The 23,870-nt window shown below is 72.1% G+C and carries 26 protein-coding genes; 20 read left to right on the top strand and 6 right to left on the bottom strand.

Features of this window, described 5'->3' with window-relative positions; all coding sequences use genetic code 11:
* The first annotated feature begins 138 nt into the window (after positions 1-138).
* The 3 genes from AC57BS_RS07300 to AC57BS_RS07310 are packed head-to-tail and all read left to right on the top strand — an operon-like array spanning position 139 to position 4,056.
* The gene (locus tag AC57BS_RS07300) at positions 139-1,461 is read left to right on the top strand and encodes an ammonium transporter (protein ID WP_496410772.1); all 1,323 of its coding nucleotides are present in this window, start codon (positions 139-141) and stop codon (positions 1,459-1,461) included.
* Complete coding sequence (locus tag AC57BS_RS07305) at positions 1,458-1,796, top strand: P-II family nitrogen regulator (protein ID WP_091196194.1); 339 nt, start codon at positions 1,458-1,460, stop codon at positions 1,794-1,796. The genes AC57BS_RS07300 and AC57BS_RS07305 overlap by 4 nt, the downstream gene beginning before the upstream one ends.
* 37 nt (positions 1,797-1,833) lie before the next feature.
* The gene (locus AC57BS_RS07310) at positions 1,834-4,056 is read left to right on the top strand and encodes a [protein-PII] uridylyltransferase (RefSeq protein ID WP_496410773.1); all 2,223 of its coding nucleotides are present in this window, start codon (positions 1,834-1,836) and stop codon (positions 4,054-4,056) included.
* A gap of 7 nt (positions 4,057-4,063) precedes the next feature.
* Here the strand turns inward: AC57BS_RS07310 and AC57BS_RS07315 are convergent, their stop codons facing one another.
* Complete coding sequence (locus AC57BS_RS07315; protein WP_496410774.1) at positions 4,064-5,113, bottom strand: hypothetical protein; 1,050 nt, start codon at positions 5,111-5,113, stop codon at positions 4,064-4,066.
* Entirely contained in the window at positions 5,106-5,612 is a 507-nt protein-coding gene (locus AC57BS_RS07320) for an RNA polymerase sigma factor (protein ID WP_496410775.1), read from the bottom strand. The genes AC57BS_RS07315 and AC57BS_RS07320 overlap by 8 nt, the downstream gene beginning before the upstream one ends.
* 152 nt (positions 5,613-5,764) lie before the next feature.
* Here AC57BS_RS07320 and ffh point away from each other — a divergent pair, with 152 nt between their 5' ends.
* Positions 5,765-7,339 carry a signal recognition particle protein gene (gene ffh, locus AC57BS_RS07325; protein WP_496410776.1) on the top strand — a complete coding sequence of 525 codons (1,575 nt, stop codon included), beginning with the start codon at positions 5,765-5,767 and terminating at the stop codon, positions 7,337-7,339.
* On the top strand, positions 7,336-7,695 hold the full coding sequence (locus tag AC57BS_RS07330; RefSeq protein ID WP_496410777.1) for a hypothetical protein: 360 nt from the start codon (positions 7,336-7,338) through the stop codon (positions 7,693-7,695). The genes ffh and AC57BS_RS07330 overlap by 4 nt, the downstream gene beginning before the upstream one ends.
* A 48-nt stretch (positions 7,696-7,743) precedes the next feature.
* Here AC57BS_RS07330 and AC57BS_RS07335 read toward each other — a convergent pair whose 3' ends face one another.
* Positions 7,744-8,088 carry a hypothetical protein gene (locus tag AC57BS_RS07335; protein WP_496410778.1) on the bottom strand — a complete coding sequence of 115 codons (345 nt, stop codon included), beginning with the start codon at positions 8,086-8,088 and terminating at the stop codon, positions 7,744-7,746.
* 168 nt (positions 8,089-8,256) lie between these two features.
* Positions 8,257-9,054 (bottom strand): lysyl oxidase family protein, encoded by a 798-nt coding sequence (locus AC57BS_RS07340; RefSeq protein ID WP_496410779.1) that lies wholly within the window; start codon positions 9,052-9,054, stop codon positions 8,257-8,259.
* 115 nt (positions 9,055-9,169) lie between these two features.
* Between AC57BS_RS07340 and AC57BS_RS07345 the strand changes: the two genes are divergently transcribed.
* A complete protein-coding gene (locus AC57BS_RS07345) occupies positions 9,170-10,264 on the top strand; it encodes an amidohydrolase family protein (protein WP_496410780.1) in 1,095 nt (364 codons plus the stop codon).
* A 25-nt stretch (positions 10,265-10,289) separates the two neighbouring features.
* Here the strand turns inward: AC57BS_RS07345 and AC57BS_RS07350 are convergent, their stop codons facing one another.
* The gene (locus tag AC57BS_RS07350; protein ID WP_496410781.1) at positions 10,290-10,847 is read right to left on the bottom strand and encodes a hypothetical protein; all 558 of its coding nucleotides are present in this window, start codon (positions 10,845-10,847) and stop codon (positions 10,290-10,292) included.
* Between the two features lie 192 nt (positions 10,848-11,039).
* Between AC57BS_RS07350 and AC57BS_RS07355 the strand changes: the two genes are divergently transcribed.
* The 13 genes from AC57BS_RS07355 to AC57BS_RS07415 all read left to right on the top strand — a co-directional run bounded on the left by AC57BS_RS07355 (position 11,040) and on the right by AC57BS_RS07415 (position 21,657).
* Positions 11,040-11,693, top strand: coding sequence for a GNAT family N-acetyltransferase (locus AC57BS_RS07355; protein WP_496410782.1), 654 nt, complete (start codon positions 11,040-11,042; stop codon positions 11,691-11,693).
* A gap of 179 nt (positions 11,694-11,872) precedes the next feature.
* Positions 11,873-12,406: a 30S ribosomal protein S16 gene (rpsP, locus tag AC57BS_RS07360; RefSeq protein WP_496410783.1), complete on the top strand. Its 534-nt coding sequence runs from the start codon at positions 11,873-11,875 to the stop codon at positions 12,404-12,406.
* A 5-nt stretch (positions 12,407-12,411) separates the two neighbouring features.
* Positions 12,412-12,654, top strand: a complete 243-nt coding sequence (locus AC57BS_RS07365) for an RNA-binding protein (protein ID WP_129454827.1) — start codon at positions 12,412-12,414, stop codon at positions 12,652-12,654.
* A gap of 197 nt (positions 12,655-12,851) precedes the next feature.
* Positions 12,852-13,487, top strand: a complete 636-nt coding sequence (gene rimM, locus AC57BS_RS07370; protein WP_496410784.1) for a ribosome maturation factor RimM — start codon at positions 12,852-12,854, stop codon at positions 13,485-13,487.
* Entirely contained in the window at positions 13,484-14,674 is a 1,191-nt protein-coding gene (trmD, locus tag AC57BS_RS07375) for a tRNA (guanosine(37)-N1)-methyltransferase TrmD (RefSeq protein WP_496410785.1), read from the top strand. Before rimM ends, trmD begins: the two co-directional genes overlap by 4 nt.
* Before the next feature lie 198 nt (positions 14,675-14,872).
* A complete protein-coding gene (gene rplS, locus AC57BS_RS07380) occupies positions 14,873-15,223 on the top strand; it encodes a 50S ribosomal protein L19 (protein WP_496410786.1) in 351 nt (116 codons plus the stop codon).
* A 148-nt stretch (positions 15,224-15,371) separates the two neighbouring features.
* The gene (gene lepB / locus AC57BS_RS07385) at positions 15,372-16,127 is read left to right on the top strand and encodes a signal peptidase I (RefSeq protein WP_496410787.1); all 756 of its coding nucleotides are present in this window, start codon (positions 15,372-15,374) and stop codon (positions 16,125-16,127) included.
* A gap of 41 nt (positions 16,128-16,168) precedes the next feature.
* Complete coding sequence (locus AC57BS_RS07390; protein ID WP_496410788.1) at positions 16,169-16,891, top strand: ribonuclease HII; 723 nt, start codon at positions 16,169-16,171, stop codon at positions 16,889-16,891.
* A complete protein-coding gene (locus AC57BS_RS07395) occupies positions 16,888-17,196 on the top strand; it encodes a DUF2469 domain-containing protein (RefSeq protein ID WP_129454740.1) in 309 nt (102 codons plus the stop codon). The genes AC57BS_RS07390 and AC57BS_RS07395 overlap by 4 nt, the downstream gene beginning before the upstream one ends.
* Before the next feature lie 298 nt (positions 17,197-17,494).
* Positions 17,495-17,896 (top strand): YraN family protein, encoded by a 402-nt coding sequence (locus AC57BS_RS07400; protein WP_496410789.1) that lies wholly within the window; start codon positions 17,495-17,497, stop codon positions 17,894-17,896.
* On the top strand, positions 17,896-19,500 hold the full coding sequence (locus AC57BS_RS07405; RefSeq protein WP_496410790.1) for a YifB family Mg chelatase-like AAA ATPase: 1,605 nt from the start codon (positions 17,896-17,898) through the stop codon (positions 19,498-19,500). Before AC57BS_RS07400 ends, AC57BS_RS07405 begins: the two co-directional genes overlap by 1 nt.
* Positions 19,497-20,681 (top strand): DNA-processing protein DprA, encoded by a 1,185-nt coding sequence (dprA, locus tag AC57BS_RS07410; RefSeq protein WP_496410791.1) that lies wholly within the window; start codon positions 19,497-19,499, stop codon positions 20,679-20,681. The genes AC57BS_RS07405 and dprA overlap by 4 nt, the downstream gene beginning before the upstream one ends.
* 28 nt (positions 20,682-20,709) lie before the next feature.
* On the top strand, positions 20,710-21,657 hold the full coding sequence (locus AC57BS_RS07415; protein WP_496410792.1) for a tyrosine recombinase XerC: 948 nt from the start codon (positions 20,710-20,712) through the stop codon (positions 21,655-21,657).
* A 126-nt stretch (positions 21,658-21,783) separates the two neighbouring features.
* On the opposite strand, the gene AC57BS_RS07420 is transcribed toward AC57BS_RS07415, so the two are convergent.
* Positions 21,784-22,371 carry a M23 family metallopeptidase gene (locus AC57BS_RS07420; RefSeq protein WP_496410793.1) on the bottom strand — a complete coding sequence of 196 codons (588 nt, stop codon included), beginning with the start codon at positions 22,369-22,371 and terminating at the stop codon, positions 21,784-21,786.
* Between the two features lie 432 nt (positions 22,372-22,803).
* On the opposite strand from AC57BS_RS07420, the gene rpsB reads away from it, so the two are divergent.
* Positions 22,804-23,856, top strand: coding sequence for a 30S ribosomal protein S2 (gene rpsB / locus AC57BS_RS07425; protein ID WP_496410794.1), 1,053 nt, complete (start codon positions 22,804-22,806; stop codon positions 23,854-23,856).
* The last annotated feature ends 14 nt before the right edge of the window (positions 23,857-23,870 follow it).

The following is a 23,870-nucleotide window of genomic DNA, read 5'->3' on the forward strand; positions in this document are numbered from 1 at the left end:
ATTCCGTTGCCTGCGCGCAACATCCGTCGCGGGCGGGTGAAACCTCGTCCCCGGAAGGTACGGGACAACGCGTGGGCACCGTCACGACAGCGGCGTCATGAGCCTGGGCCCACACCCCGTACGTTCCCTGGAGGTTCTGTGGACGGCTATTACGCCTTCATGCTGGTGGCTACTGCCTTCGTCCTGATGATGACGGTGCCCGCTCTGGCCCTGTTCTACGGCGGCATGTCCCGGTCGAAGTCCGTGCTCAACATGATGATGATGTCGTTCATCGCGGCCGCCATCGTCGGCATCCTGTACGTCGCCGTCGGCTGGTCGATGGGCTTCGGCGGCGAGGGCACCTTCTTCGCCAACCCGTTCGAGCTGTTCTGGCTCGACGGCGTCACCACCGACAACTACATCTACGTCATGTTCCAGATGACGTTCGCGATCATCACCGCCGCGCTCATCAGCGGCGCGGTCGCCGACCGGCTCAAGTTCTCGGCGTGGGTGGTCTTCCTCCCGCTCTGGGCCCTCATCGTCTACTTCCCGATGGCCCACATGGTGTTCAGCTGCACCGACGACTCGCTGATCTGCGGCCGCATCGGCGCGCAGGACTACGCGGGCGGCACGGCCGTGCACATCAACGCCGGCGTCGCGGCCCTCGTCCTGGTGCTGCTGCTCGGCAAGCGGATCGGCTGGCCCCGCGAGCAGATGCGTCCGCACAACCTGACGCTGACCATGCTCGGCGCGGGCATGCTGTGGCTCGGCTGGTACGGCTTCAACGTGGGCTCGATCGTCTTCGGCACGACCTTCGACGAGGACCCCGACGCCTTCCTGGCCCAGTTCTACTCCGAGACCGGGCGCACCTTCGCCAACACCACGCTCGCCACCTTCGCCGCGATCCTGGGCTGGCTGCTGATCGAGCGCCTGCTGCACGGCAAGGCCACCTCGCTGGGTGCCGCCTCCGGCATCGTCGCGGGCCTCGTCGCGATCACCCCGGCCGCCGGTGCTGTCGACGTGAGCGGCGCCGTGGCCATCGGCCTGGTCGCCGGTGCGGTCTGCGCCTGGGCGGTCGGCCTGAAGTACAAGCTCGGCTACGACGACTCGCTCGACGTGGTCGGCGTGCACCTGGTGGGTGGCATCGTGGGCACCGTGCTGATCGGTGTCTTCTCCACGGCCGACGGCGCCGGTGGCGTCGACGGTCTGATCTACGGCGGCGGCTTCGGCTCGCTGGCCGACCAGTCCCTGGGCGTGGTCGTGGCCGTCGTCTACTCCGGCGTCCTCACCGCGATCATCGCGCTGGCGATCAAGTACACGATCGGCCTGCGCCTCGACGAGGAGGACGAGGTCAACGGCATCGACCTGGCCGCTCACGGCGAGTCGGCGTACGACCTGCACAGCGGCACCAGCGGCGGCGGCAACAGCGTCCTCGCCGCAGCCACCGCCCCGACCACCAAGACTGAAGGAGCCAGCGCATGAAGCTCGTCACCGCGGTCATCAAGCCGCACAAGTGGGAGGACGTCCGCGAGGCGCTCGAGACCTTCGGGGTCGCCGGCATGACGGTCTCCGAGGTCAGCGGCTACGGCCGCCAGAAGGGCCACACCGAGGTCTACCGAGGCGCGGAGTACGACATCGCGCTCGTGCCCAAGATCCGCATCGAGATCGTGGTCGACGACGCCGACTCCGACGACGTCGTGGGGATCATCGTGAAGACCGCGCAGACCGGTCGCATCGGCGACGGCAAGGTCTGGGTCAGCCCGGTCGACACCGTCGTGCGGGTCCGCACGGGCGAGCAGGACGCGTCCGCGCTCTGATGGCAGACCTTCTCGGGTTCGAGGGGACCGGGCTCTCGTGACCGCAGCACAACGCCAGACCAGGGCCACCACGGCCGACGAGCTCTGCAGGGAGGCATACGCTGCCTCAGCAGGGCCCGCCACCGGGGTGGCCCTGGTCGCGGTCGGGGGCTACGGCCGCGGCGAGCTGGCCCCCCACTCCGACCTCGACGTCGTGCTCGTCCACGACGACGACGCCCAGATCGGAGACCTCGGCCACACGCTCTGGTACCCCCTCTGGGACTCCGGGCGCCGGCTCGACCACTCGGTGCGGTCCATGGGGGAGATGCTCGAGGCGGCCGCGGACCTGCGGGTCGCCCTGGGCCTGCTCGACGCGCGCCACCTGGCCGGCGACCCGGGCCTGACCCTCCGCCTGCGCACCACCATGCTCGCCGACTGGCGGCGCCAGGCCCGCACCCGCCTGCCGGAGCTCAGGGCGATGACGCACAAGCGGCACGACGTCACCGGCGAGCTCGCCCACGCCTCGGTGCCCGACGTCAAGGAGGCCGAGGGCGGCCTGCGCGACGCCGGGGTGCTCAAGGCGATCGAGGCCAGCTGGCTCGTCGACGCCTCGACCCCCGCGCTCGAGGCGGCGCGCCAGATGCTCCTCGACGTGCGTGACGAGGTGCAGGACCTGGCCGGCCGGCCGAGCGACCGCATCGCCCCCGAGATGTGGGGGCCCCTGGCCGAGAGGCTCGACCTCGCCGGCGCCGAGGCCGCGCAGCGCCACGTGCGCTCGCTCGGGCGCCGCATCGGCCACCTCTCGCGCCTCGCCTGGCGGCGTACGGACGCGGTGATGGCACGCACGACGGGGGAGAAGGGGCGCCGTACGCCCGCCCTCGAGCGGATCGCCCCGGGCATCGCGCTCTCGCGCGGCGAGGTGGTGCTCGACGCGGGCACGAAGCCCGGCGACGACCCCTCCCTCCTGCTCCGTGCCGCCGCGGAGGCCGCCAGCCGCGACGCGGTGCTCGCCCCGACGACGGCCGCCCGGCTGGTGCGTGAGGGCGCCGAGCTCCCCGTCCCGTGGCCGGCCCCTGCCCGCGACGCGCTCGTCCGCCTGCTCGCCAGTGGCCCGGGGCTGCTGCCGGTGTGGGAGACGCTCGACGAGATCGACGGCATCGAGACCTTCCTCCCCGAGTGGGAGCAGATCCGGCTGCTGCCGCACGCCTCGGCGATCCACCGCTTCACGGTGGACCGGCACGTCGTGGAGACCTGCGCCGAGGCCGGCGGGTTGATCCGCCGGGTCCGGCGACCCGACCTCCTGCTGGTCGCCGCGCTGCTCCACGACATCGGCAAGGGCTCCCTGCACGACCACTCGGTGGCCGGCGAGCCGCTCGCGCGCAAGATCGTCGCGCGGATGGGGTTCAGCGACCTGGATGCGGAGGTCGTCGCGTCCCTCGTGCGGTGGCACCTGCTCCTCGCCGACCTGGCGACCACCCGTGACCCGGACGATCCCGCCACCACCGCCGAGCTGCTGACCCACGTCCCCGACGCGGCGAGCCTGGAGCTCCTGCGCGCCCTCACCGAGGCAGATGCCAAGGCCGCGTCGCCCGCGGCGTGGACGACCTGGCGGGCCTCCCTGGTCGACCGGCTCGTCTCCCGCGCAGGGCAGGCCCTGGGCACCGAGGTCACGCACGTCGGCCCGGAGGGGACGCTGCCGGTGCCGGAGGTCGTACGTCGCGACCCGGGGGCGGTCTCGGTCGAGATCACCCCGCACGAGGTCGGCGCCACCGTGACGGTGGTCGCGGCCGACCGCGTCGGGCTGCTCGCCGACGTCGCCGGGGGACTGGCGGCACTACGGGTCCCGGTCCACGCCGCGCGCGCCTGGGCCCAGGTGGACGCCGACGGCGAGTGGGGGGTCAGCGCCTGGGAGGTGCCCGACGCCTACCTCGACCCCAGTGTGGTCCGCGAGCGCATCCGTCGCGTCGTCGAGGGCACCCAACGCCTCCCCGACCTGCCCGCGCGCCCCGACGGCGAGCTGCCGCCGATCGTCGAGGTGCGCCCCGACGCCTCGCGCGCCTCGCTCGTGCTCGAGATCCGCACCTCAGACCGCCCCGGCGTCGTCCACCGCGTGCTCACCACGCTCGCCCGGCTCGGCCTGACGGTGGCGTCCGCGCACGTCTCGACGCTCGGCCCGCAGGCGGTCGACGTGTTCTACGTGCAGGAGGTCGGCGGCGTACGCCCCACCGAGGAACGCGCCGCCGCGGCCGCCCACGCCGTACGCACTGCGCTCGGCGGGTGACCAGGGCTCAGGGAGTCGCCCAGGACGGCCAGTCCTCGGTCCACGACCGCCAGTCGTCGGGGACGTAGGTGTCGGTGCCCCACCGCTCCGGCAGCACCCGCACCTCCCAGGTGGCGCCGTAGTCCGTGCTCACGTGGAGCAGGCGGACCGGTCCGGGCTCGATCGCCCCCATGGTGCCGGGAACTCCTGACCTCAGCATCTGCGTCGACCACTCGGTGACGCCGATCGGCAGCATCCGTACGCCATGCGAGCCGTCGGGGTTGCGCCAGGTGAGCCCCTGCCGGACCACGTCGCCCGCCTCGTTGGTGACGAAGACGTTCCCCCAGTGCCACGTGTCCTCCGCGCCCCACCAGTCCCAGTAGCCGTCCCCGGCGATGGTGTGCAGCCGCATCGCGTCGAGGTCCAGCCACGCAACCCCGTCGGACGCACCGACGAGCGGACCGCGGATCTCGGTGACGGGAAGCGGCTCGCCGGTGTCGACGGGTCGTCGCTCGCCGGTGCCGTCGACCAGCTGGCTGCCGAGGAGGAACCACCCGTCGATGGCGTGCGACAGGTTGTCCCCGGTGAAGGGGTACAGCGCACTGGACGCGAAGTCGTCCTCGGTCACCTCGATCGCTGCCTGGTACTCACCCGCCTGCTGCTGGGTGTCGCGGGAGCAGTCAGCGAGGCACACGCCCCACTCTCGCGCGGCGACACCAGGAGCGCCGGTCACCGGAAAGCTGTTCTCCACCAGGACCGCGTCGGGGTGGTTCCTGATCTCCTGCGGGGTCAGGGTCGGGAAGGGGCCCTGCGTCGCATCGGGTGGAGGGGTGGATACCCGGGGCTCACGCGGAGTGGGTACGGACGGCGACGGAGACGGAGCGATCGGTGCCGGGAGGGCGTCGCGGGACGCAAGGGGCTGCAGGGCGAGCAGGAGCCCGACCACGGCGGCGGTCACCCCTCCGGTCACGACGACCGTCGCGCGGCGCCGGCGGCGCGCGGCCACAGCCCGGAGCCGCTCGAGGTCGGGCGGGCGTACGGCGCTCGCGTGGTCGAGGAGGTCGGTGATGTCAGCCACGGGTCTGGGCCTCCTCGTCGTCCAGCGTGTCAGTCAGCAGCTCGGACAGCCGGGCACGTCCCCGTGACAGGCGGGACTTCACCGTGCCCTCCGCCATGTCGAGCTGACGAGCGATCTCCTCGACCGACAGGTCGGCGAGGTGGTGCAGCACCACCACCTCCCGGCTCGTCGGGTCGAGCCGCTGCAGGGCGGCCACCAGGGCCACGTGGTCCGGCCCCAGGTCGAGCCCCTGCTGGGGGCCGGGCACCTTCACCTGCAGGCGGCGCACGACCTGGGCGTGCCGCCAACGGTTGCGGAGGTGGTTGAGCGCGACGGTCCGCAGCCAGGCCTCGGGGCGGTCGACGAAGGCGAGCCGGTCGCGGTGGCGCAAGGCCTGCACGAAGGCTTCCTGCACGGCGTCCTCGGCGTCGACCTGGCTGCCGCAAAGCGCGAGCATCTGCACGACGAGCCGGCCGTACGACGCGTCGTACAGCTCGTCGATCAGGTCGGGAGCGCGCACTGCTCATCTCCTGTGGGGTCGGGCCTCCTGACATGACGACACCCGCCACCGGGACCCGGTTCCCTGCCCGACGCACTGAATCCGGCCATTCTCCTCCCGGCGGTTAGGCTTGGGCGCCGAACCACCCACCGATGCGAGGACTGACCCACACCGTGTTCGCCACACTCTCCGACCGCCTTGCCGACACCTTCAAGAACCTGCGGGGCAAGGGCCGGCTCTCCGAGGCCGACATCGACGCCACCGCGCGCGAGATCCGCATCGCGCTGCTCGAGGCCGACGTCGCGCTGCCGGTCGTCAAGGAGTTCGTCGGGGCGGTGAAGGAGCGGGCCCGCTCCGAGGAGGTCAGCGGCGCGCTCAACCCCGCGCAGCAGATCATCAAGATCGTCCACGAGGAGCTCGTGGAGATCCTCGGCGGCGAGACCCGCCGCCTGCGCTACGCCAAGTCCGGCCCGACGGTGATCATGCTGGCCGGCCTCCAGGGTGCCGGCAAGACGACGCTCGCGGCCAAGCTCGCACGGTGGCTCAAGGAGCAGGACCGGACCCCGATGCTGGTGGCCGCCGACCTCCAGCGCCCCAACGCCGTCCAGCAGCTGCAGGTCAACGGCGAGCGCGTCGGCGTGCCCGTCTTCGCACCCGAGCCGGGCAACGGCACGGGTGACCCGGTCGCGGTGGCTCGCGCGTCGATCGAGGAGGCCAAGCGCAAGCTCCACGACGTCGTCATCATCGACACCGCCGGCCGCCTCGGCGTCGATGAGACCCTGATGCAGCAGGCCGCCGACATCCGCGACGCCGTGCAGCCCGACGAGGTGCTCTTCGTCGTCGACGCGATGATCGGCCAGGACGCGGTCACGACCGCGCAGGCGTTCCTCGACGGCGTCGGCTACGACGGCGTGGTGCTCACCAAGCTCGACGGCGACGCCCGCGGTGGTGCCGCCCTGTCGATCCGCTCGATCACCGGCAAGCCGGTCATGTTCGCCTCCAGCGGCGAGAAGATGACCGACTTCGACCTCTTCCACCCCGACCGGATGGCCTCGCGCATCCTCGACATGGGCGACATGCTCACCCTGATCGAGCAGGCCGAGAAGGCCTTCGACTCCGAGCAGTCGTTGAAGGCCGCCGAGAAGCTCGCCACCAAGGGCGGCTTCACCCTGGAGGACTTCCTCCAGCAGATGATGCAGATCCGCAAGCTCGGCTCGATGACCAAGATCATGGGGATGCTCCCTGGGATGGGTCAGTTCCGCGACCAGCTCGAGAACTTCGACGAGCGTGAGATCGATCGGATCCAGGCCATCATCCAGTCGATGACGCCGGCCGAGCGCGACAACCCCAAGATCATCGACGGCTCGCGCCGCGCCCGCATCGCCGCCGGCTCCGGCCGCCAGGTCTCCGACGTCAACCAGCTCGTCGACCGCTTCTTCGAGGCGCGCAAGATGATGGAGCAGATGGCCCGCGGGGGCGGCGTGCCGGGCATGCCCGGGATGCCCGGGATGCCGGGCATGGGCGGCGGCAAGCGGTCCGGTGCCAAGCAGCAGGCGAAGGGCAAGAAGGGCAAGAAGCGCGTCTCCGGCAACCCCGCCAAGGCAGCCCAGCAGAAGGCGGCCGGCAAGGCCGCGGCGGCCGAGCAGGCCGCCAACCCCTTCGGCAACCCCGACGGCGCCGCGGTGGACTACGAGAAGGCCGCCGAGCAGCTCAACCTGCCCAAGGACTTCTCGCAGTTCTTGAAATGACCGTCCTCGTCGTCGACGGCGCCAACGTCGTCGGCTCCGTGCCCGACGGCTGGTGGAAGGACCGCGCCGGCGCGGCGCGTCGCCTCCACGAGCGGCTGCTGGTCGCCGACACGGCGTACGACGAGGTCGTGCTGGTGCTCGAGGGTGGGGCCAAGGCCGGCGTACGCGCGGGGCGGGACGCGCACGTACGCACCGTCCACGCGCCAAGGGACGGCGACGCCGAGATCCGCGAGCAGGCTCGTCGCGCCGGTGAGGCGGGCGCCCGGGTCACGGTGGTGACGGCCGACCGCGCGCTCGCGGCCAACGTGTCGCCGGCGCAGGTGCTCAGCCCCGCGTGGCTGCTCGACCGCCTGTGAGCACGACGCGCGCGAGCACGACGGTCCAGCTGGTCACGCGGGCTCGGCTCACTTCTTCTTGACGTCCTCGCACGTGAAGTCCGACAGCACGAGCTTGCCCGGCAGGTTCGTGCTGGCGCTCAGCAGGTCGCCGCCGGCCGAGACGTAGAAGTGCTGGGTGTTCTTGTTGACGGCCGATGGAGTGACCCCGGTGTAGACGGTTCCGTCCGAGAACTCGGCGTTCAGAGTCCCGGGTGCTGCGCCGTCCGTCTGGTTGTTGACGAAGTGCCAGAGCCCGGAACCCTCTCCGCACGACTGACCGTTCAGGTTGTCCAAATTGGCCGCGATGGCGGGCGTGCTGATACCCACCATGACCATGGTGGCGGCCGCCACGATGTACTTCTTGTGCCTCATGCTCGTCTCCGTCCGGTTGCCTGGATCGCACCGCACCGACAGGTGCCGGCACGGACGGCCGTGCTCCCGTCGTCGGGGGTCGGCCAGGCAATCACGGTGCAGCCTCTGCGACATGGTGGGCGGGCATGCAGGCGATGATCGTCAATATCGAGGACGCCGCGTCCGACATCATTCGGGTGCAGGGCCCACATCCGTCACGACCGCAGTGCGGTTGTCACCGTCGGTGCCGAGCGTGAAGTCGACCCACGTCCGGTTGTTGTCGGTGGTCTCCTCGCGGAACACGCCCTGCTCGTCGGCGACGGCATGGATGCGGTAGTCGCCGTCGGCCAGGCCGTCGACGGGGATGCTCTGGCCCGGGAGGTTCCAGTGGTAGTAGTCCACCCAGCCCCGGCTGAGACCCATGACCAGACGGTTCGAGTCCTCGCTGCCGCACCCCTCGCGCTCGTAGACCGCCTCGTCGGGACCGAGGTCGAGCCCCGAGTGCTCGAAGTCGTAGATGCAGAACCCGACCTTGTGGTCGGTGCGCGGTTCACCGGACTCCTTGCCCTGCTCGTCGAGGGCGAACAGGTGGTAGGTCACGTAGCGCTCCACGTGCCAGTGCTCGTGGCCGTCGCCACCCCACACCGGCCGCGCCGCGCTGGGCGCGTGGCTGGCTCCGCCGTCGGAGTGCTCGATGTCCTGCGTCACGGTCCACTCACCGCCGAGGTTCTTCTCCGCCGTGGCGTGGAAGTCCCCGGCCCCGACGTTGACGAGGGCGGAGCTGAACTCGACCGACCAGCTGTCGCCGACCCTCTTGGTGTGGATGTCCTCCGGCGGCGCGGGGACGAAGTCGGGCAGCCGCTCGGCGCCTGCAGGATCCTCGGACCACCGGGCGTCGGCGTCGCCACCGCACCCGGACACGACGGCCAGGGCCGCCGCAGCAGCGCAGACCCCGCCTCTGCGGACCCACCCACGCGCCTTCCCCATCCGTCGATGGTGGCAAGGTGCCGGAGCGACAGGGCCGCGGATCCGGCCACGTACCCCATTTGTGGGAGCCGACAGGTTCGGCGCTGGCGTCACGGGGGATCGCTAGGGTCGGGGCATGAGTGCCCAGCGCTTCCGCGGCCCGGTCCTGCCCGATGGTGAGGCACGCGACCTCTACGTCGTCGATGGTCGGATCACCTACGAGCCGCAGGCGGGGGCCGACACGGTCGCCGAGGGGTGGATCGTGCCCGGGCTGGTCGACGCGCACTGCCACCTCGGCCTCGACGACTTCGGCCCCACCGACGACGCGGCGACCGAGCAGCAGGCGATCGACGACCGCGACGGCGGAGCGCTGCTCATCCGCGACGCAGGGTCGGCGGCCGACACCCGGTGGATCCACGACCGCGACGACCTGCCCCGGCTGATCAGGTGCGGCCGTCACATCGCCGCGACGAAGCGCTACATCCGCAACTACGCCCACGAGGTCGAGCCCGCCGACCTGGCGACGTACGCCGCGCAGGAGGCCCGCAACGGCGACGGCTGGATCAAGCTGGTCGGCGACTGGATCTCCCGCGACGACGGCGACCTCGCGCCCTCCTTCCCGGCCGCGGCGTTCCGCGACGCGATCGACGCCGCCCACGCGGAAGGCGCCAAGGTCACCGCGCACTGCTTCGGCCACGGCGTCCTCCCCGGCCTGATCGAGGCCGGAATCGACTGCATCGAGCACGGCACCGGCCTCACCGAGGACCTCATCGACGCGATGGTCGCCCACGGCACCCGGCTCGTCCCGACCGTGATGCAGCTCGACAAGTTCCCCGAGCACGCGGCGGCCGGGCAGGAGAAGTTCCCGGCCTACGCGCAGACCATGACCGACCTCTACAGCCGGATGCCGGCCACGATCATGGCGGCGTACGAGGCGGGCGTGCCGATCTACGCCGGCTCGGACGGCGGTGGCATCAGCCGCCACGGCAACATCGCCGGCGAGGTCGATGCGCTGGTGCGGATCGGGATCCCGGCCCACGACGCCCTCGGCGCGGCGAGCTGGCGGGCCCGCGAGTGGCTCGGCGTCGACGGGCTCACCGAGGGAGCGTCTGCCGACTTCGTGGTCTACGACCGCAACCCGGTGGAGGACCTGTCCGTGCTCCGTACGCCCACGACGGTCGTGCTGCGGGGCGCGGCACGTACGACGAAGGGCGGTCACCCGGCCGGGTGACCGCCCCTCTGGACGTCGTTCGCGCTCAGGCGGTCGGCGTCTCGGTCTCGGTCTCGAGCTCTGCTTGGGCGGCGCTGACGTGCGCGCGCACCGCGCGGATGTCGGCCTTCGTGCTCGTGGCCGCGATCTCGAGGGCGGCCGCCTCGGCAGCTACGAGGTGCGTGACTGCCTCCGGGTCGGCCGCGGCGGCCTCCTCCAGGCGCTCGACCTTGGCCAGGACGTTCGCGACGATCCGGAAGTTCTCCACGCGGAACGAGCGCAGCTCCTTGCGGGCGGCGCGGGTGTCGAAGGTGCTGTCGGCGGCCTCGACCTGCGTCTTGACCTCGCCCAGCGCAGCACGCGCCTCGTCGAGGTTGGTGACCAGCTCGGCCTCGGTGTCGTCGGCGAGGCGGACGACGGCCTTGCTGCCGGAGAGGCGGGTGAGGCGCTTGTCCTTGCCCGCGATGTCCTTGAGCAGCTGCTTGGTCTGCGCCTTGACGGGCTTCGTCGGCTCGGCGGCGTGCGCCGAGACGGCCAGTGCGGACGGCGTGGCGAGCGCGACGGACGCGAGCAGGCCGGTGGTCAGACGGGTGGTGCGGTTCATCGAGAGCGCTCCTCGAGGTGGGGGGATGGAGTACCGACGGCCGAGTCTGCGCGACGCGGGTGGTCCAGACAACTCGAGGACCGGTCATTTCGCGTGGTCACTACGAGCCATTGCCGCGGACGCATCCGGGTGGGTCGTCGGCACAGGAAACCGGTTTGTCGCGCTGCTGCCCGGCCCCTGAGGATGGGCCCCATGAGCGCTCTCGTGGACCTGTTCCCGCCCCTCGGGCTCCGCGTGGTCGCCGGCCCGCTCGAGCTGCGGGGACTGACCGACGAGCTCATCGCCGAGCTGTGCGACGTGGCCGAGGCGGGTATCCACGATCCGGGGGAGATGCCGTTCTACTTCCCGTGGAGCGCGGCCCCGGCGGGGGAGCTCTCGCGCAACACCGCGGCGTACCACTGGGGCAAGCGGTCCACCTTCTCTCCCGACGACTTCTGCCTCGACCTCGCCGTCCTGCTCGACGGCCGGGTGATCGGAGCGCAGGGCGTCGCGGCGAAGCACTTCCCCGTGACGCGCACCGGCGAGACGGGGTCCTGGCTGGGACGGGAGTTCCAGGGCCGTGGGTTCGGCACGGTCATGCGGCACGCGATGTGCGAGCTGCTCTTCGACCACCTCGGCTTCGAGGAGGTCACCTCTGCTGCCTTCCTCGACAACCCCGCCTCGCTGGGGGTCTCCCGCAAGGTCGGCTTCCGCCCGACCGCCGTGTCCCGGATCAAGCGACGCGAGGGGGAGCTCGCCCTCAACCAGGGGCTCGTCCTGACGCCCGAGGCGTTCGTACGCCTCGGCGAGCCGGTCGAGGTCACCGGTGCGGAGGCGGTCCGGGCCTTCATCGGCCTCGACGACTGAGGCCCGTTGAGCGGTCGATTGGTCGCGGGCGGTGACCCTCTGGCAGAATCGTTGCTCGTGTCCTGCGCGCCCGGACCCTCTCATCCGGACGACGTAGCGCCCTTCGAGTGACCAGCACCGGTGACCCCACCTGGGAACGGTCCCTCACCCACGACAATTTCTGAGGAGACACCACAAACGTGGCCGTCAAGATTCGTTTGAAGCGCCTGGGCAAGATCCGGGTGCCGCAGTACCGCATCGTCGTCGTCGACTCGCGCAAGAAGCGCGACGGCAAGGTCCTCGAGGAGATCGGCAAGTACCACCCGAAGGAGGACCCGTCCTACATCGACGTCGTCTCCGACCGGGCGCAGTACTGGCTCGGCGTGGGCGCACAGCCCTCCGAGGCCGTCGAGGCGATCCTCAAGGTGACCGGTGACTGGCAGAAGTTCAAGGGTCTGCCGGGCGAGGAGGGCACCCTGAAGGTCAAGGAGCCCAAGCGCGCCAAGCTCGACATCTTCAACGAGGCCCTCAAGGAGGTGTCCGCCGAGTCGAAGGGCTCCGCGACCACGGCCAAGAAGAAGACCGAGAAGAAGACCGAGGAGCCCGCTGCCGAGGTCCCCGCTGCCGAGGCTCCGGCCGAGGTGCCTGCCTCCGAGACCCCTGAGGGCGCTGCCGACGCCGCGGAGGCCACCGAGACGGTGACCGCCGAGGACGCCGGCAAGAGCGAGGCGTGAGCGACGTGCTGGCCGAGGCTCTCGAGCACCTGGTGCGTGGCATCGTCGACCACCCCGACGACGTCATCGTCCGCGACAAGCAGCTGCGTCGTGGCTCGATCCTCGAGGTCCGGGTCCACCCCGACGACCTCGGCAAGGTGATCGGCCGCAACGGCCGCACCGCGACCGCCTTCCGCACCGTCGTCTCGGCCCTCGCCGGCCGCGGCGGTGCCCGGGTCGACTTCGTCGACACGGATCGGCGCCGCTAGCACCCCGCACGTTGACACCACCCACTGACCCGGCAGGGATCCTCTGCCGGGTCAGTGGCATTTCGTGACACGGGGGAGCTTCGTCGTGACATGTCGATGACGACCTTCCCCGCTCGCCCCCGTTCGTCCCCCGGTCGGCGGGCCCCGGCGCCTGAGTCGCTGGGAGACTCGAGCGCCGGCCCCTCTACGCTGACGCTGTGAGTCCCCAGGAACCCGGCGACATCGAGGTCGTGGTCGGCCGCATCGGCAAGCCCCACGGCATCCGCGGCGAGGTCACCCTCGACGTACGCACAGACGAGCCCGACCGGAGGTTCGCCCCTGGCACGACGCTGCGCGCCGAGGCCCCGGCCGGCGCCGACCGTCGCCCCCCGACGCTCACCGTCGCGCGCGCCCGCTGGCACCAGAGCACCCTGCTCGTCACCTTCGACGAGCTCGCCGACCGCAACGCCGCCGAGGCGGCGCGTGGCACCGTCCTGCACGCCACCATCGGCCACGACGAGGTGCCCGACGACCCGGACGAGTACTACGACCACCAGCTCGTGGGCCTCGACGTCGTCGACCTCGACGGCACCCCGCTCGGCACCGTGAAGGCACTCGTCCACGGCTCGGCGCAGGACCTGCTGACCGTACGGACCCCCGACGGCCGCGACGCCCTGGTGCCGTTCGTGACGGCGCTGGTGCCCGAGGTCGACCTCGACGCCGGCCGGATCGTGGTGGCCGACCGCCCCGGACTCGTCTCGCCCTTCCCGGACGAGCAGGGCCCCGACGAGCAGGGCCCCGACGAGCAGGGCCCCGACGAGCAGGCGCCGGACGACGAGGAGTCCGGGGCGTGAGGATCGACGTCGTCACGATCTTCCCCGACTACCTCGCCCCGCTGGAGCTGAGCCTGCCCGGCAAGGCGCGCGCCAAGGGCCTGCTCGACGTCGCGGTCCACGACCTGCGGCAGTGGACGACCGACCGGCACCACACCGTCGACGACACGCCCTACGGCGGCGGGGCCGGCATGGTGATGAAGCCCGAGCCCTGGGGCCAGGCGCTCGACGCGGTCGCGCAGGGCGCCACGATCGTCTTCACCACGCCGAGCGGGGAGCCGTTCACGCAGGCCCTCGCCGAGGAGCTCAGCAGGCACGAGCACCTCGTCTTCGCGTGCGGTCGCTACGAGGGCATCGACCAGCGGGTCATCGAGCACGCCGCGACCATCGGGACGGTCCGCGAGATCAGCCTCGGCGACTACGTCCTCAACGGCGGCGAGGTCGCCGCGCTCGCGATCACCGAGGCCGTCGTACGCCTCCTGCCGGGCTTCATGGGCAACGCCGACTCGCTGGTGGAGGAGTCGCACGCCGACGGGCTCCTGGAGTACCCCGTCTACACCAAGCCGGCCTCCTGGCAGGGTCGCGACGTCCCCGACGTGCTGCTGTCCGGCGACCACGCCCGGATCGCGGTCTGGCGGCGCGAGCAGGCCGCCCGGCGCACCGCCGAGCGACGCCCTGACCTGCTGCCGCCGGTGGCGACGGTCGCGGGCCTGGCCGACCTCGACGTACGCGCCGCCGTCCCCGCCGATGCCGGCGAGCTCTACACCCTGCAGCGGGCCTGCTGGCTCCAGGAGCTGGAGGCCAACCCCGGGGTCGAGATCCCGGCGCTGCGCGAGTCGCTCGACGACGTACGCCGCGGGCTGGGGGAGTGGACGGTGATGGTCGCCCGCGAGCCGTCCTCCGGGCGTCTGGTCGGAGCCGTGCGCGGCCGGGTGGACACGCACGTCGACCCGGCCGGCGAGTGGGACATCGGCCGGGTGATGGTCGCCCCCGACCTCCAGGGCCGCGGCCTCGGGCGCGCGCTGCTGGAGCTGGTGGAGGGCCTCGCCCCCGCCCACGTCGAGACGTACGTGCTCTTCACGGGCGCGGGCTCGACCGACAACCTGCGGATGTACAAGAAGGCAGGCTTCCGGCTGCGCCCCGACCGTGCGGCTCCCGCGGGCGCGGTCGTGCTCACCAAGAAGGTGCGCCGCCGGATTTCACGCTGACGGCGCGCTCTGGCAGACTTCACCCTTGGTCTGCTCGAGGCCAGGGTCGCCCGGAGGCATCGCAGGATGCACCGCGCCGGGGATCCGCCGAACCGCACCTGCCACAGGGGGCGCGCCGGCCGGCCGGACCGGGCACCGACCGATCCCACCACCCCACGTATCCGCGGCTGACCTGTGGCACTCGCGAGGAGCAACGTCATGACCAACGTCATCGCCGACCTCGGCACCGCCATCAAGCGTGACGACGTCCCGGACTTCCGTGCCGGCGACACCGTCAAGGTCCACGTCAAGGTCATCGAGGGCAGCCGCTCCCGTGTCCAGGTCTTCCAGGGCGTCGTGATCCGCGTCCACGGTTCCGGCATCGGCCGCACCTTCACCGTCCGCAAGGTCTCCTTCGGCGTCGGCGTCGAGCGGACCTTCCCGGTCAACTCCCCGATCTTCGAGACGATCGAGGTCGTGACCCGCGGCGACGTGCGCCGTGCCAAGCTCTACTACCTGCGCAACCTGCGCGGCAAGGCTGCCAAGATCAAGGAGCGCCGCGAGGTGTGATCTTCGGACCGCGCGCCGCGAGGCGTGGGTTCGACCAGGGACTGGTTAGTCTCTGCGAGTGACTTCTGACGACCGCGGTTCCACGTCTGTCTCGATGGACGAGGAACCGCGGTCGTCGCGTTCTGGCGAGCCTGTGGGGGATGACGTGGTGAGCGGTGCCGACGAGCAGAAGTCCCGCCGCAGCAAGCGCAAGCAGCTGCCGCTGTGGCAGGAGACGATCCTGCTGCTCGGGGTCGCCCTCGTGCTGGCCGTGGTCATCAAGACCTTCTTCGTGCAGGCCTTCTACATCCCGTCGGAGTCGATGGAGCCCGGCCTGATCCTCAACGACCGGATCCTCATCGAGAAGGTCTCCTACTGGGGCGACGAGGCACCCGAGCGCGGTGACGTCGTGGTCTTCAAGGACCCGGGCGGCTGGCTCCCGCCGATCGACTCCGCGGGTCCCACCAATCCGGTCGCGCGGGTGATGGCGAAGATCGGCCTCTACCCGACCGGCGGACACCTGGTGAAGCGCGTCGTCGGCGTCGCCGGTGACACGATCGAGTGCTGCGACGACCGGGGCCGCCTCCTCGTCAACGGGCAGCCGCTCGCGGAGTCCGCCTACGTCAAGCGCGGGGGCGCGGCGTGCAACGGCCCGATGCCGACCAACGGCGCGTGCGACGAGAAGTGGTCGGTCGGGCCGATCCCCGACGGCCACATCTTCGTGATGGGCGACAACCGCTCCCGCTCGGCCGACTCCTCGCAGAAGATGTGCCAGTCCGACGAGACCGAGTGCGTGCCCGGTGACGAGTTCGTCCCGGTCGACCTCGTCGTCGGCAAGGTCTTCGTCCTCCTCTGGCCCGCCGACCGCTTCCGCTGGGACACCCGTCCGGCCACGTTCGAGGACGTGCCGGACCCGGCACCGTGACCTCCTCGTCGCACTTGCCGCCCCAGCCCCGTGAGGGCGGCGTGACCGTACGCCGCGACGCCGGGATCTACGGCTACGAGCGCGCCCTGCGCCGGGCCGGGCTCGAGCCGATCGCGGGCGTGGACGAGGCCGGTCGCGGGGCGTGCGCGGGCCCGTTGGTCGCCGGTGCGGTCATCCTGCCGCCCGGGAAGGCGGGGATCGTCCCGGGCCTCGCGGACAGCAAGCTGCTGACCGAGGCGGCGCGAGAGCGGGTCTACGCCCAGGTCGTACGCCGGGCCCTGGCGTGGTCGGTCGTGGTCATCGACAACGAGGAGTGTGACCGGCTCGGCATGCACGTCGCCAACGTCGAGGCGCTCCGCCGGGCAGTCGCCCGGCTGTCGACGCGCCCGTCGTACGTCCTCACCGACGGCTTCCCCGTCGACGGGCTCGGCGTGCCGGGCCTGGCGGTCTGGAAGGGCGACCGGGTCGCCGCCTGCATCGCCGCCGCGTCCGTCATCGCCAAGGTGACCCGCGACCGGCTCATGGTCGGCATGCACGACGACTGGCCCGCGTACGACTTCCGGACGCACAAGGGCTACATCACCTCCGAGCACGAGGCCGCCCTGGCCGAGCACGGACCCTCGCCGGTGCACCGGATGCGGTTCGTCAACGTACGCCGCGCGGCGGGTCTCGAGCCCATGCCGGCCCCGTCGCTGGATCCGGCCACTAGTGTCGGGCAGGACCAGCCGGCACCGGGGGGCGACACCGTGGAGGAGGACGCATGAGCGCCGAGGATCTCGAGAAGTACGAGACCGAGATGGAGCTCACCCTCTATCGCGAGTACCGCGACGTCGTCGGCATCTTCAAGTACGTCGTGGAGACCGACCGCCGCTTCTACCTCTGCAACCAGGTCGACGTGAAGGCCCGCTCGGAGAGCGGCGACGTGTTCTTCGAGGTGTCGATGAGCGACGCGTGGGTGTGGGACATGTACCGCCCCGCGCGATTCGCCAAGAACGTGAAGGTGCTGACCTTCAAGGACGTCAACGTCGAGGAGCTGGCGGCCCAGGAGATCGACCCGCCGAAGGACTGACGACGCTCGTGTGATCCGGGGGCGGGTCGGCGCCCACTGGGGACTCCCCGCTCGAGCGGGGAGTCCGCCACTTCGTGGCCGTTGCAGCCCCCACGAAGTGTCGGACCACCCCTCCAGGTCGTGCTCACCGACGGTCGCGAGCGGCGGTGAGCCAACGCGAGCCGGTGGCCACGAATCGTCCACAGGCGGCTCCTTGCAGCCGTCCTCCACAGCCGCCGCACCGCGCAGCCCGCCACGGTCGGTGCGTCGCGGTGTGCTGGTGCCTTCCCGATCCCGCTCGACCCGGAAGGCATCCACGATGGCCCTAACCGCTGCCGCCTCCCCCTTCGCCCGCGACCCCGCCGCCGAGCGCAAGCGCCTGCTGGGCCAGCGCGGGGAGGCCATCGCAGCGCGCCACCTGACCGGTCTCGGCATGGAGGTGATCGACCGCAACTGGCGCTGCGACGCTGGCGAGATCGACCTCGTGCTGCGCGACGGCCGGGTGCTGGTCGTCTGCGAGGTGAAGACCCGCACCTCGATCGCCTACGGCGCTCCGCTCGAGGCCATCGACCAGCGCAAGCTCGACCGGCTGCGGCGCTTGGCCGCCCGGTGGCTGCGGGTCCACGACTGCCATCCCGACGATGTCCGCATCGACATGGTCGGGGTCCTGGCGCCGCCCGGGATGCCGGTCGAGATCGAGCACGTCGAGGGAGCCGGCTGATGGCCTTCGCGACAGCCCGCTCCCTGGCCCTCAAGGGAGCCGACGGGCACGTGATCGACGTGCAGGTCGACGTCTCGCCCGGAGTCGTCGGCACGACCCTGGTGGGCCGCGTCGACAAGAGCCTGTCCGAGGCCCGCGACCGGGTGCGGATGGCCATCAACAACGACTGCGGGCGCTGGCCGGCGACCAAGCGGGTCACGGTCCTGCTCTCGCCGGCCGACCTCCCCAAGGGCGGCACCCACTACGACCTGGCGATCGCCGTCGCGGTGCTGGCGGCGGACACGTCCTGCAAGGACCTGACCGCCGACCTGCTCGACGGCTGGGCGTTCGTGGGGGAGCTCTCGGTCTCCGGCGGGCTGCGCCCGGTCCCGGGCGTGCTCCCGATGGTGATCGCGGCAGCGGCGCACGGGCTGACGCGCGTGTTCGTGCCGGAGCCGCAGGCGGCTGAGGCGTCCCTGGTGCCGGGCATGACGGTCTTCGGGGTCAGGTCCCTCGCGCAGGTGTCGGCCGTGCTCCGCGGGGCCGAGGTGCCGGAGGCCTCGCCTGTGGTCGCGCCGTCCGCGAGCCCACTGGCGACGTGGCGCGGCGAGGACCGCCTCGCCGGCGTCGACCTCAGCGACGTCGACGGCCTCGAGGACGTGCGCTACGCCGTCGAGGTGGCGGCCGCCGGCGGGCACCCGCTGATGCTCGTCGGTCCGCGCGGCTCGGGGAAGACCTCGATCGCCGAACGGATCCCCACGATCCTGCCCGACCTGACGACCGAGCAGTCCCTGGAGGTGACGGCGCTCCACTCGGTCGCCGGCACGCTCCCCGACGGGTCCGGCCTGCTGCGGCGCCCGCCGTGGTACGCACCGCACCACTCCGCCAGCGGTGCCAGCGTGCTCGGCGGAGGTACGGGCCGGGTGCGCCCGGGCCAGGTCAGCCTCGCGCACCACGGGGTGCTGTTCCTCGACGAGTTCCCGCACTTCCGCGCGGACGTCGTCGAGGCCATGCGGCAGCCGATGGAGTCCGGCGAGGTGACGATCGCCCGCGGCGAGGAGTCGGCGACCTATCCGGCCCGCTCGCTGGTCGTCCTGGCGGCCAACTCGTGTCCCTGCGGCCGGTTCCACGGGCAGTCGGGCGGCGCCTGCGAGTGCAGCCCCGTCCAGCGCCAGCACTACCTGCGCAAGCTCAGCGGCCCGATCGTCGACCGGGTGGACATCTGGATGGAGGTCCGCCCGCAGCCACGGATGTCGCAGGCCCCCTACGCGCCGGACAGGGAGTCGTCCTCCGACGTACGAGCCAGGGTGACCGCTGCCCGGGAGCGTCAGGCCAGCCGCTACCGCGGGTGCGACTGGATGCTCAACGCGGCCGTTCCCGGCCCCGTGCTCGACCAGCAGTGGCCGCTGACGCCCGAGGCGCAGCGACTCGTGGACCGCGAGCTCGCGGAAGGCCGGCTCACCCGACGTGGCCTCACCCGGGTCCAGCGGCTCGCGTGGACGGTCGCCGACTGTGCCGACGTGCCTCGCCCCGGGCGGGAAGAGGCTGCGACAGCACTCGCCCTGCGCTCCAGCGATCCGGCGCGGAGCCTGCCCGCCGACGTGGTTGTGGGGGCTGCGTCGTGAGCGGGCTGCGGAGCGTCGGCACGACGACCGAGGCCGACCGGCTCGCCCGGGTGGTGCTGAGCGTCGGGGTCGAGCCGGGTGACATCACCACCTCGCGGCTGGTCCGCGACCTCGGCCCGCAGCGGGCGCTCGGCCAGCAGCTGGTGCCCAAACCGGACAGCGGCCTCGCGGAGCGGCTGGCCGAGGTCGACCCGGCCCGCGAGCTCGAGCGGGCCGAGAAGCGAGGCATCCGCTTCCTGGTGCCCGGCGACGCCGAGTGGCCACGCGGGCTCGACGACCTCGACCAGGTCGACCAGCTCGACCACCGGTGCCGTGCCCCGGGCGAGAGCAGCGAGGGTGAGCCCGTCACCTTCGGTGGCACCCCGCCGGGCATCTGGGTGCGTGGTCCGATGCCGTTGACCGAGCTCGCCCGCTCGGTCGCGGTGGTCGGCTCGAGGGCGGCCTCGGTCTACGGCATCGAGACCGCACGCGCGATCTCCGGTCACCTCGCACTGTCCGGCGTGCCCGTGGTGTCGGGCGGCGCGCTCGGCATCGACTTCGTCGCCCACGACGCAGCGCTCCGGGCGGGCGGCGCCACGGTCGCGGTGCTTGCCTGCGGCGTCGACCGGGTCTACCCGGAGAAGAACCGCGCGCTCCTGGCCCACCTCGCAACCGAGTTCGCCGTGGTCTCCGAGCAGCCGCCCGGGTCCGGCCCCACCCAGCTGCGCTTCCTGGCCCGCAACCGCCTGATCGCCGCGCTCACGCGCGGGACGGTGCTCGTCGAGGCTGCCCTGCGCAGCGGTGCCCTCAACACCGTCGGGTGGGCCGAGCAGATGAGCCGTGCGGTGATGGGCGTGCCGGGCCCCGTCACGAGCTACACCTCGGCCGGCGTGCACCAGTGCCTGCGACGCGGGGGCGCCACGCTCGTGACGCACGGGTCCGAGGTGCTGGAGGTGGTCGGCGGATCGGGGGAGCACCTGGTCGAGGTGCCGCGCGGCCCGGAGCGACCTCGCGACAGGCTGAGCGCCGTCGAGCGTCGGGTGCTCGAACAGGTGCCGCCAGCAGCACCCCTGGCCGTGGACGCCATCGCGAGCCTGAGCCTGCTCCACGTCCGCGACACGATGGGCGCGCTCACCCGCCTCGAGGTCAAGGGCTTCGTCGACCGGGTCGACGGCGGCTGGCGACTCGCAGGTGCGGGGTGAGGGGCGCTGACGCACCTACGATGCGGAGGTGAGCGACAGCGCGGCCGAGCCCGGCGACGAGGCCCTCCCCGAGCGGCTGGTCCGGCTTCTCGCCGACTACGAGCGCCACCTCGTCTCCGAGCGCGACCTCGCTCCCCACACGGTCCGCGCCTACCTGGGCGACATCTCCGGTCTGCTCGACCACTGCGTACGCCTCGGCCTCGACGACGTCGCCGAGCTCGACCTCCGCGCGTTGCGCAGCTGGCTGGCGAAGCTGCAGACCACGGGCCGCAGCCGTACGACGATCGCGCGCCGCGCCACGGCGGCGCGGGTCTTCACTGCCTGGCTGCACCGCACCGGCCGCGTGTCCACGGACCCGGGCGCCGCACTCGGCTCGCCCAAGAAGCACAAGACCCTGCCGCCGGTCCTGCGCGCCGACGAGGCCGAGGCGCTGATCCGGTCGGCGGCGGAGCGGGCCGACGACGGCACGGCCGTCGGTGTCCGCGACGTCGCCATGCTCGAGCTGCTCTACGCGACCGGCATCCGCGTCGGTGAGCTGGTCGGCCTCGACATCGACGACGTCGACGCCGAGCGCCGTGTCGTACGCGTCTTCGGCAAGGGCCGCAAGGAGCGCTCGGTGCCGTACGGCACCCCGGCCGGCCGCGCGGTCGAGCGCTGGCTGACGAGCGGACGCCCGTCGCTGCGCGTGGAGGGCTCGGGCGCGGCGCTCTTCCTCGGCGTGCGCGGCCGACGCATCGACCAGCGGGCCGTCCGCGACCTGGTCCACCGGCGGATCGCCGACGTACCCGGAGCGCCCGACATCGGGCCGCACGGCCTGCGGCACACAGCCGCGACCCACCTGCTCGAGGGCGGGGCCGACCTCCGGTCGGTGCAGGAGCTGCTCGGCCACGCATCGCTCGCCACGACCCAGCTCTACACGCACGTCACCACCGACCGCTTGCGCCGGGCCTACCAGCAGGCCCATCCGCGGGCCTGACCACCGCCGGCCCCGCCGGCCCCGCCGGCCCCGCCGGCCTTCGAGCGTCATACGTTCTCGCACCCATGGGTCCCGACCGGCATGACGCTGGGTCTGGCGCCCGGGCCCGCCGCAAGCCCGCCGGCGTCAGGCCAGCCAGTCGACCGGGCGGCGCCACGCGTCGAGCGGGGGAGCCCACGGCAGCCGGACGGTGACCGGCTCGTCGCGCCACAGTGGCAGCAGCCGCACCGGCCCGCCGCCGACGAGGGTGAGCGGATCGAGGTACTCCTCGTCCGCGCCGTGGCCCGCGATCAGCCCCCAGTGGAGGCACGCGGCGGGAAAGCAATGGCTGTCGGTGAGGACGAGCCGCCCGAGCACCTCACCCGCCGCGACGGCCTGGCCGCGCTCGACGGAGGCCGCGACCGGCTCGTAGGTCGTACGTCGGCTCCCGTGCAGGACGGTCACCACGGGCTTGCCGCCGATCGACCCGGCGAAGCCGACGGTCCCGGGCAGGGCGCTGCGCACCGCCTGCCCCGGCCGGCCGGCGAGGTCGGCGCCCCGGTGGCCGGCGGCGTACGGGTGCGGCGGCGGCTCGAAGCCCCGGACGACCTCGGGCTCGGGGTCCAGCGGCCAGACGCCCGCCGGTCCGTCCTGCGCCGACGCGGCGGGGTAGGACCCGAGCGGGACGAGGGTCGTCAGGACGACAGTGAGGAGGGTGGTCAGGAGGGCACGCATCGGCCGATCGTCGCCTCGTCGGGCGCAACCCCGCGCCGTGTGCCGCCCCTACCTGTGGACGACCAGTCAGCGGAGAGGGTTGTGGACGGTCCGTGGCCGCCGGATCCACGCTCGGCCCAGGTGGAGACGAGCGCTCCACACGGATTCGCGGATGGGGGAAAGGAGGGCCTACGATGTGCGGAGCAGTCCACCCGGACTGACTTCGCACGCTCGCTGACCGCGTCGGAATGCATCCCTGGTTCCGGACCGCCCGTGGGCGTCGGTCCTCAGTTCCGTCAGCTCCTCGCTGCGGATCGGACCGGCGCGCGAGCGTCAGGGCACCCGGCACCCGCCGGGCGCAGCAACTGAAAACCAACAGGAGTCCGCTCCCGGTCCGCACCTGCCGCAAGGTCGGGCACATCGGCGAGCGCCTCCGCAACAACAGGAGAACCCATGGCAGTCGTCACCATGCGCCAGCTGCTCGAGAGCGGCGTCCACTTCGGTCACCAGACCCGTCGTTGGAACCCCAAGATGAAGCGCTTCATCATGACCGAGCGCAACGGCATCTACATCATCGACCTGCAGCAGTCGCTCGCCTACATCGACCGCTCCTACGCTTTCGTCAAGGAGACCGTCGCCAAGGGCGGCGTCGTCATGTTCGTCGGCACCAAGAAGCAGGCCCAGGAGGCCATCGCCGAGCAGGCGACGCGCGTCGGGATGCCCTACGTCAACCAGCGCTGGCTGGGCGGCATGCTCACCAACTTCCAGACCGTGCACCAGCGGATCAACCGCCTCAAGGAGCTCGACGACGTCGACTTCGACACCGTCGCCGGCTCGGGTCGCACCAAGAAGGAGCTCCTGCAGATGAAGCGGGAGCACGCCAAGCTCGAGAAGACCCTGGGCGGCATCCGCGAGATGTCCAAGGTCCCCTCCGCGGTGTGGATCGTCGACACCAACAAGGAGCACCTGGCCGTCGAGGAGGCGCGCAAGCTCCGGATCCCGATCATCGGCATCCTGGACTCCAACTGCGACCCCGACCTCGTCGACTTCCCGATCCCGGGCAACGACGACGCCATCCGCGCGGTCGGCCTGCTGACCCGCGTGGTCGCCGACGCCGTCGCCGAGGGCCTCATCGCCCGCTCGGGTGCCAAGGCCGGCGACGCCGACCAGGCCGTCGGTGCCGAGGAGCCCCTTGCCGAGTGGGAGCGCGAGCTCCTCGAGGGCGACGCCGAGAAGACGGCTGCCGCCGCCACCGGTGACGCCACCGCCGAGACCCCGGCCTCCGAGGCCACCGGCGCCGCTGCGGAGGCCCCGCAGGCCGAGGCTGCTGCCGAGGCTGCGACCGACGCCCCGGCCGAGTCCGCTGCGACCGAGGCCCCGGCCGAGTCCGCTGCGACCGAGGCCCCGGCCGAGGACGCTGCCGCGGAGACCCCGGCGGAGACCCCGGCCGAGGACGCTGCTGCCGAGGCGCCCGCCGCCGAGGCCGAGGCCGACAAGAAGGACTGAGCAGGTCACGCCGG

The organism is Nocardioides sp. BGA-UO-ETr-FS32, from assembly GCF_059567905.1.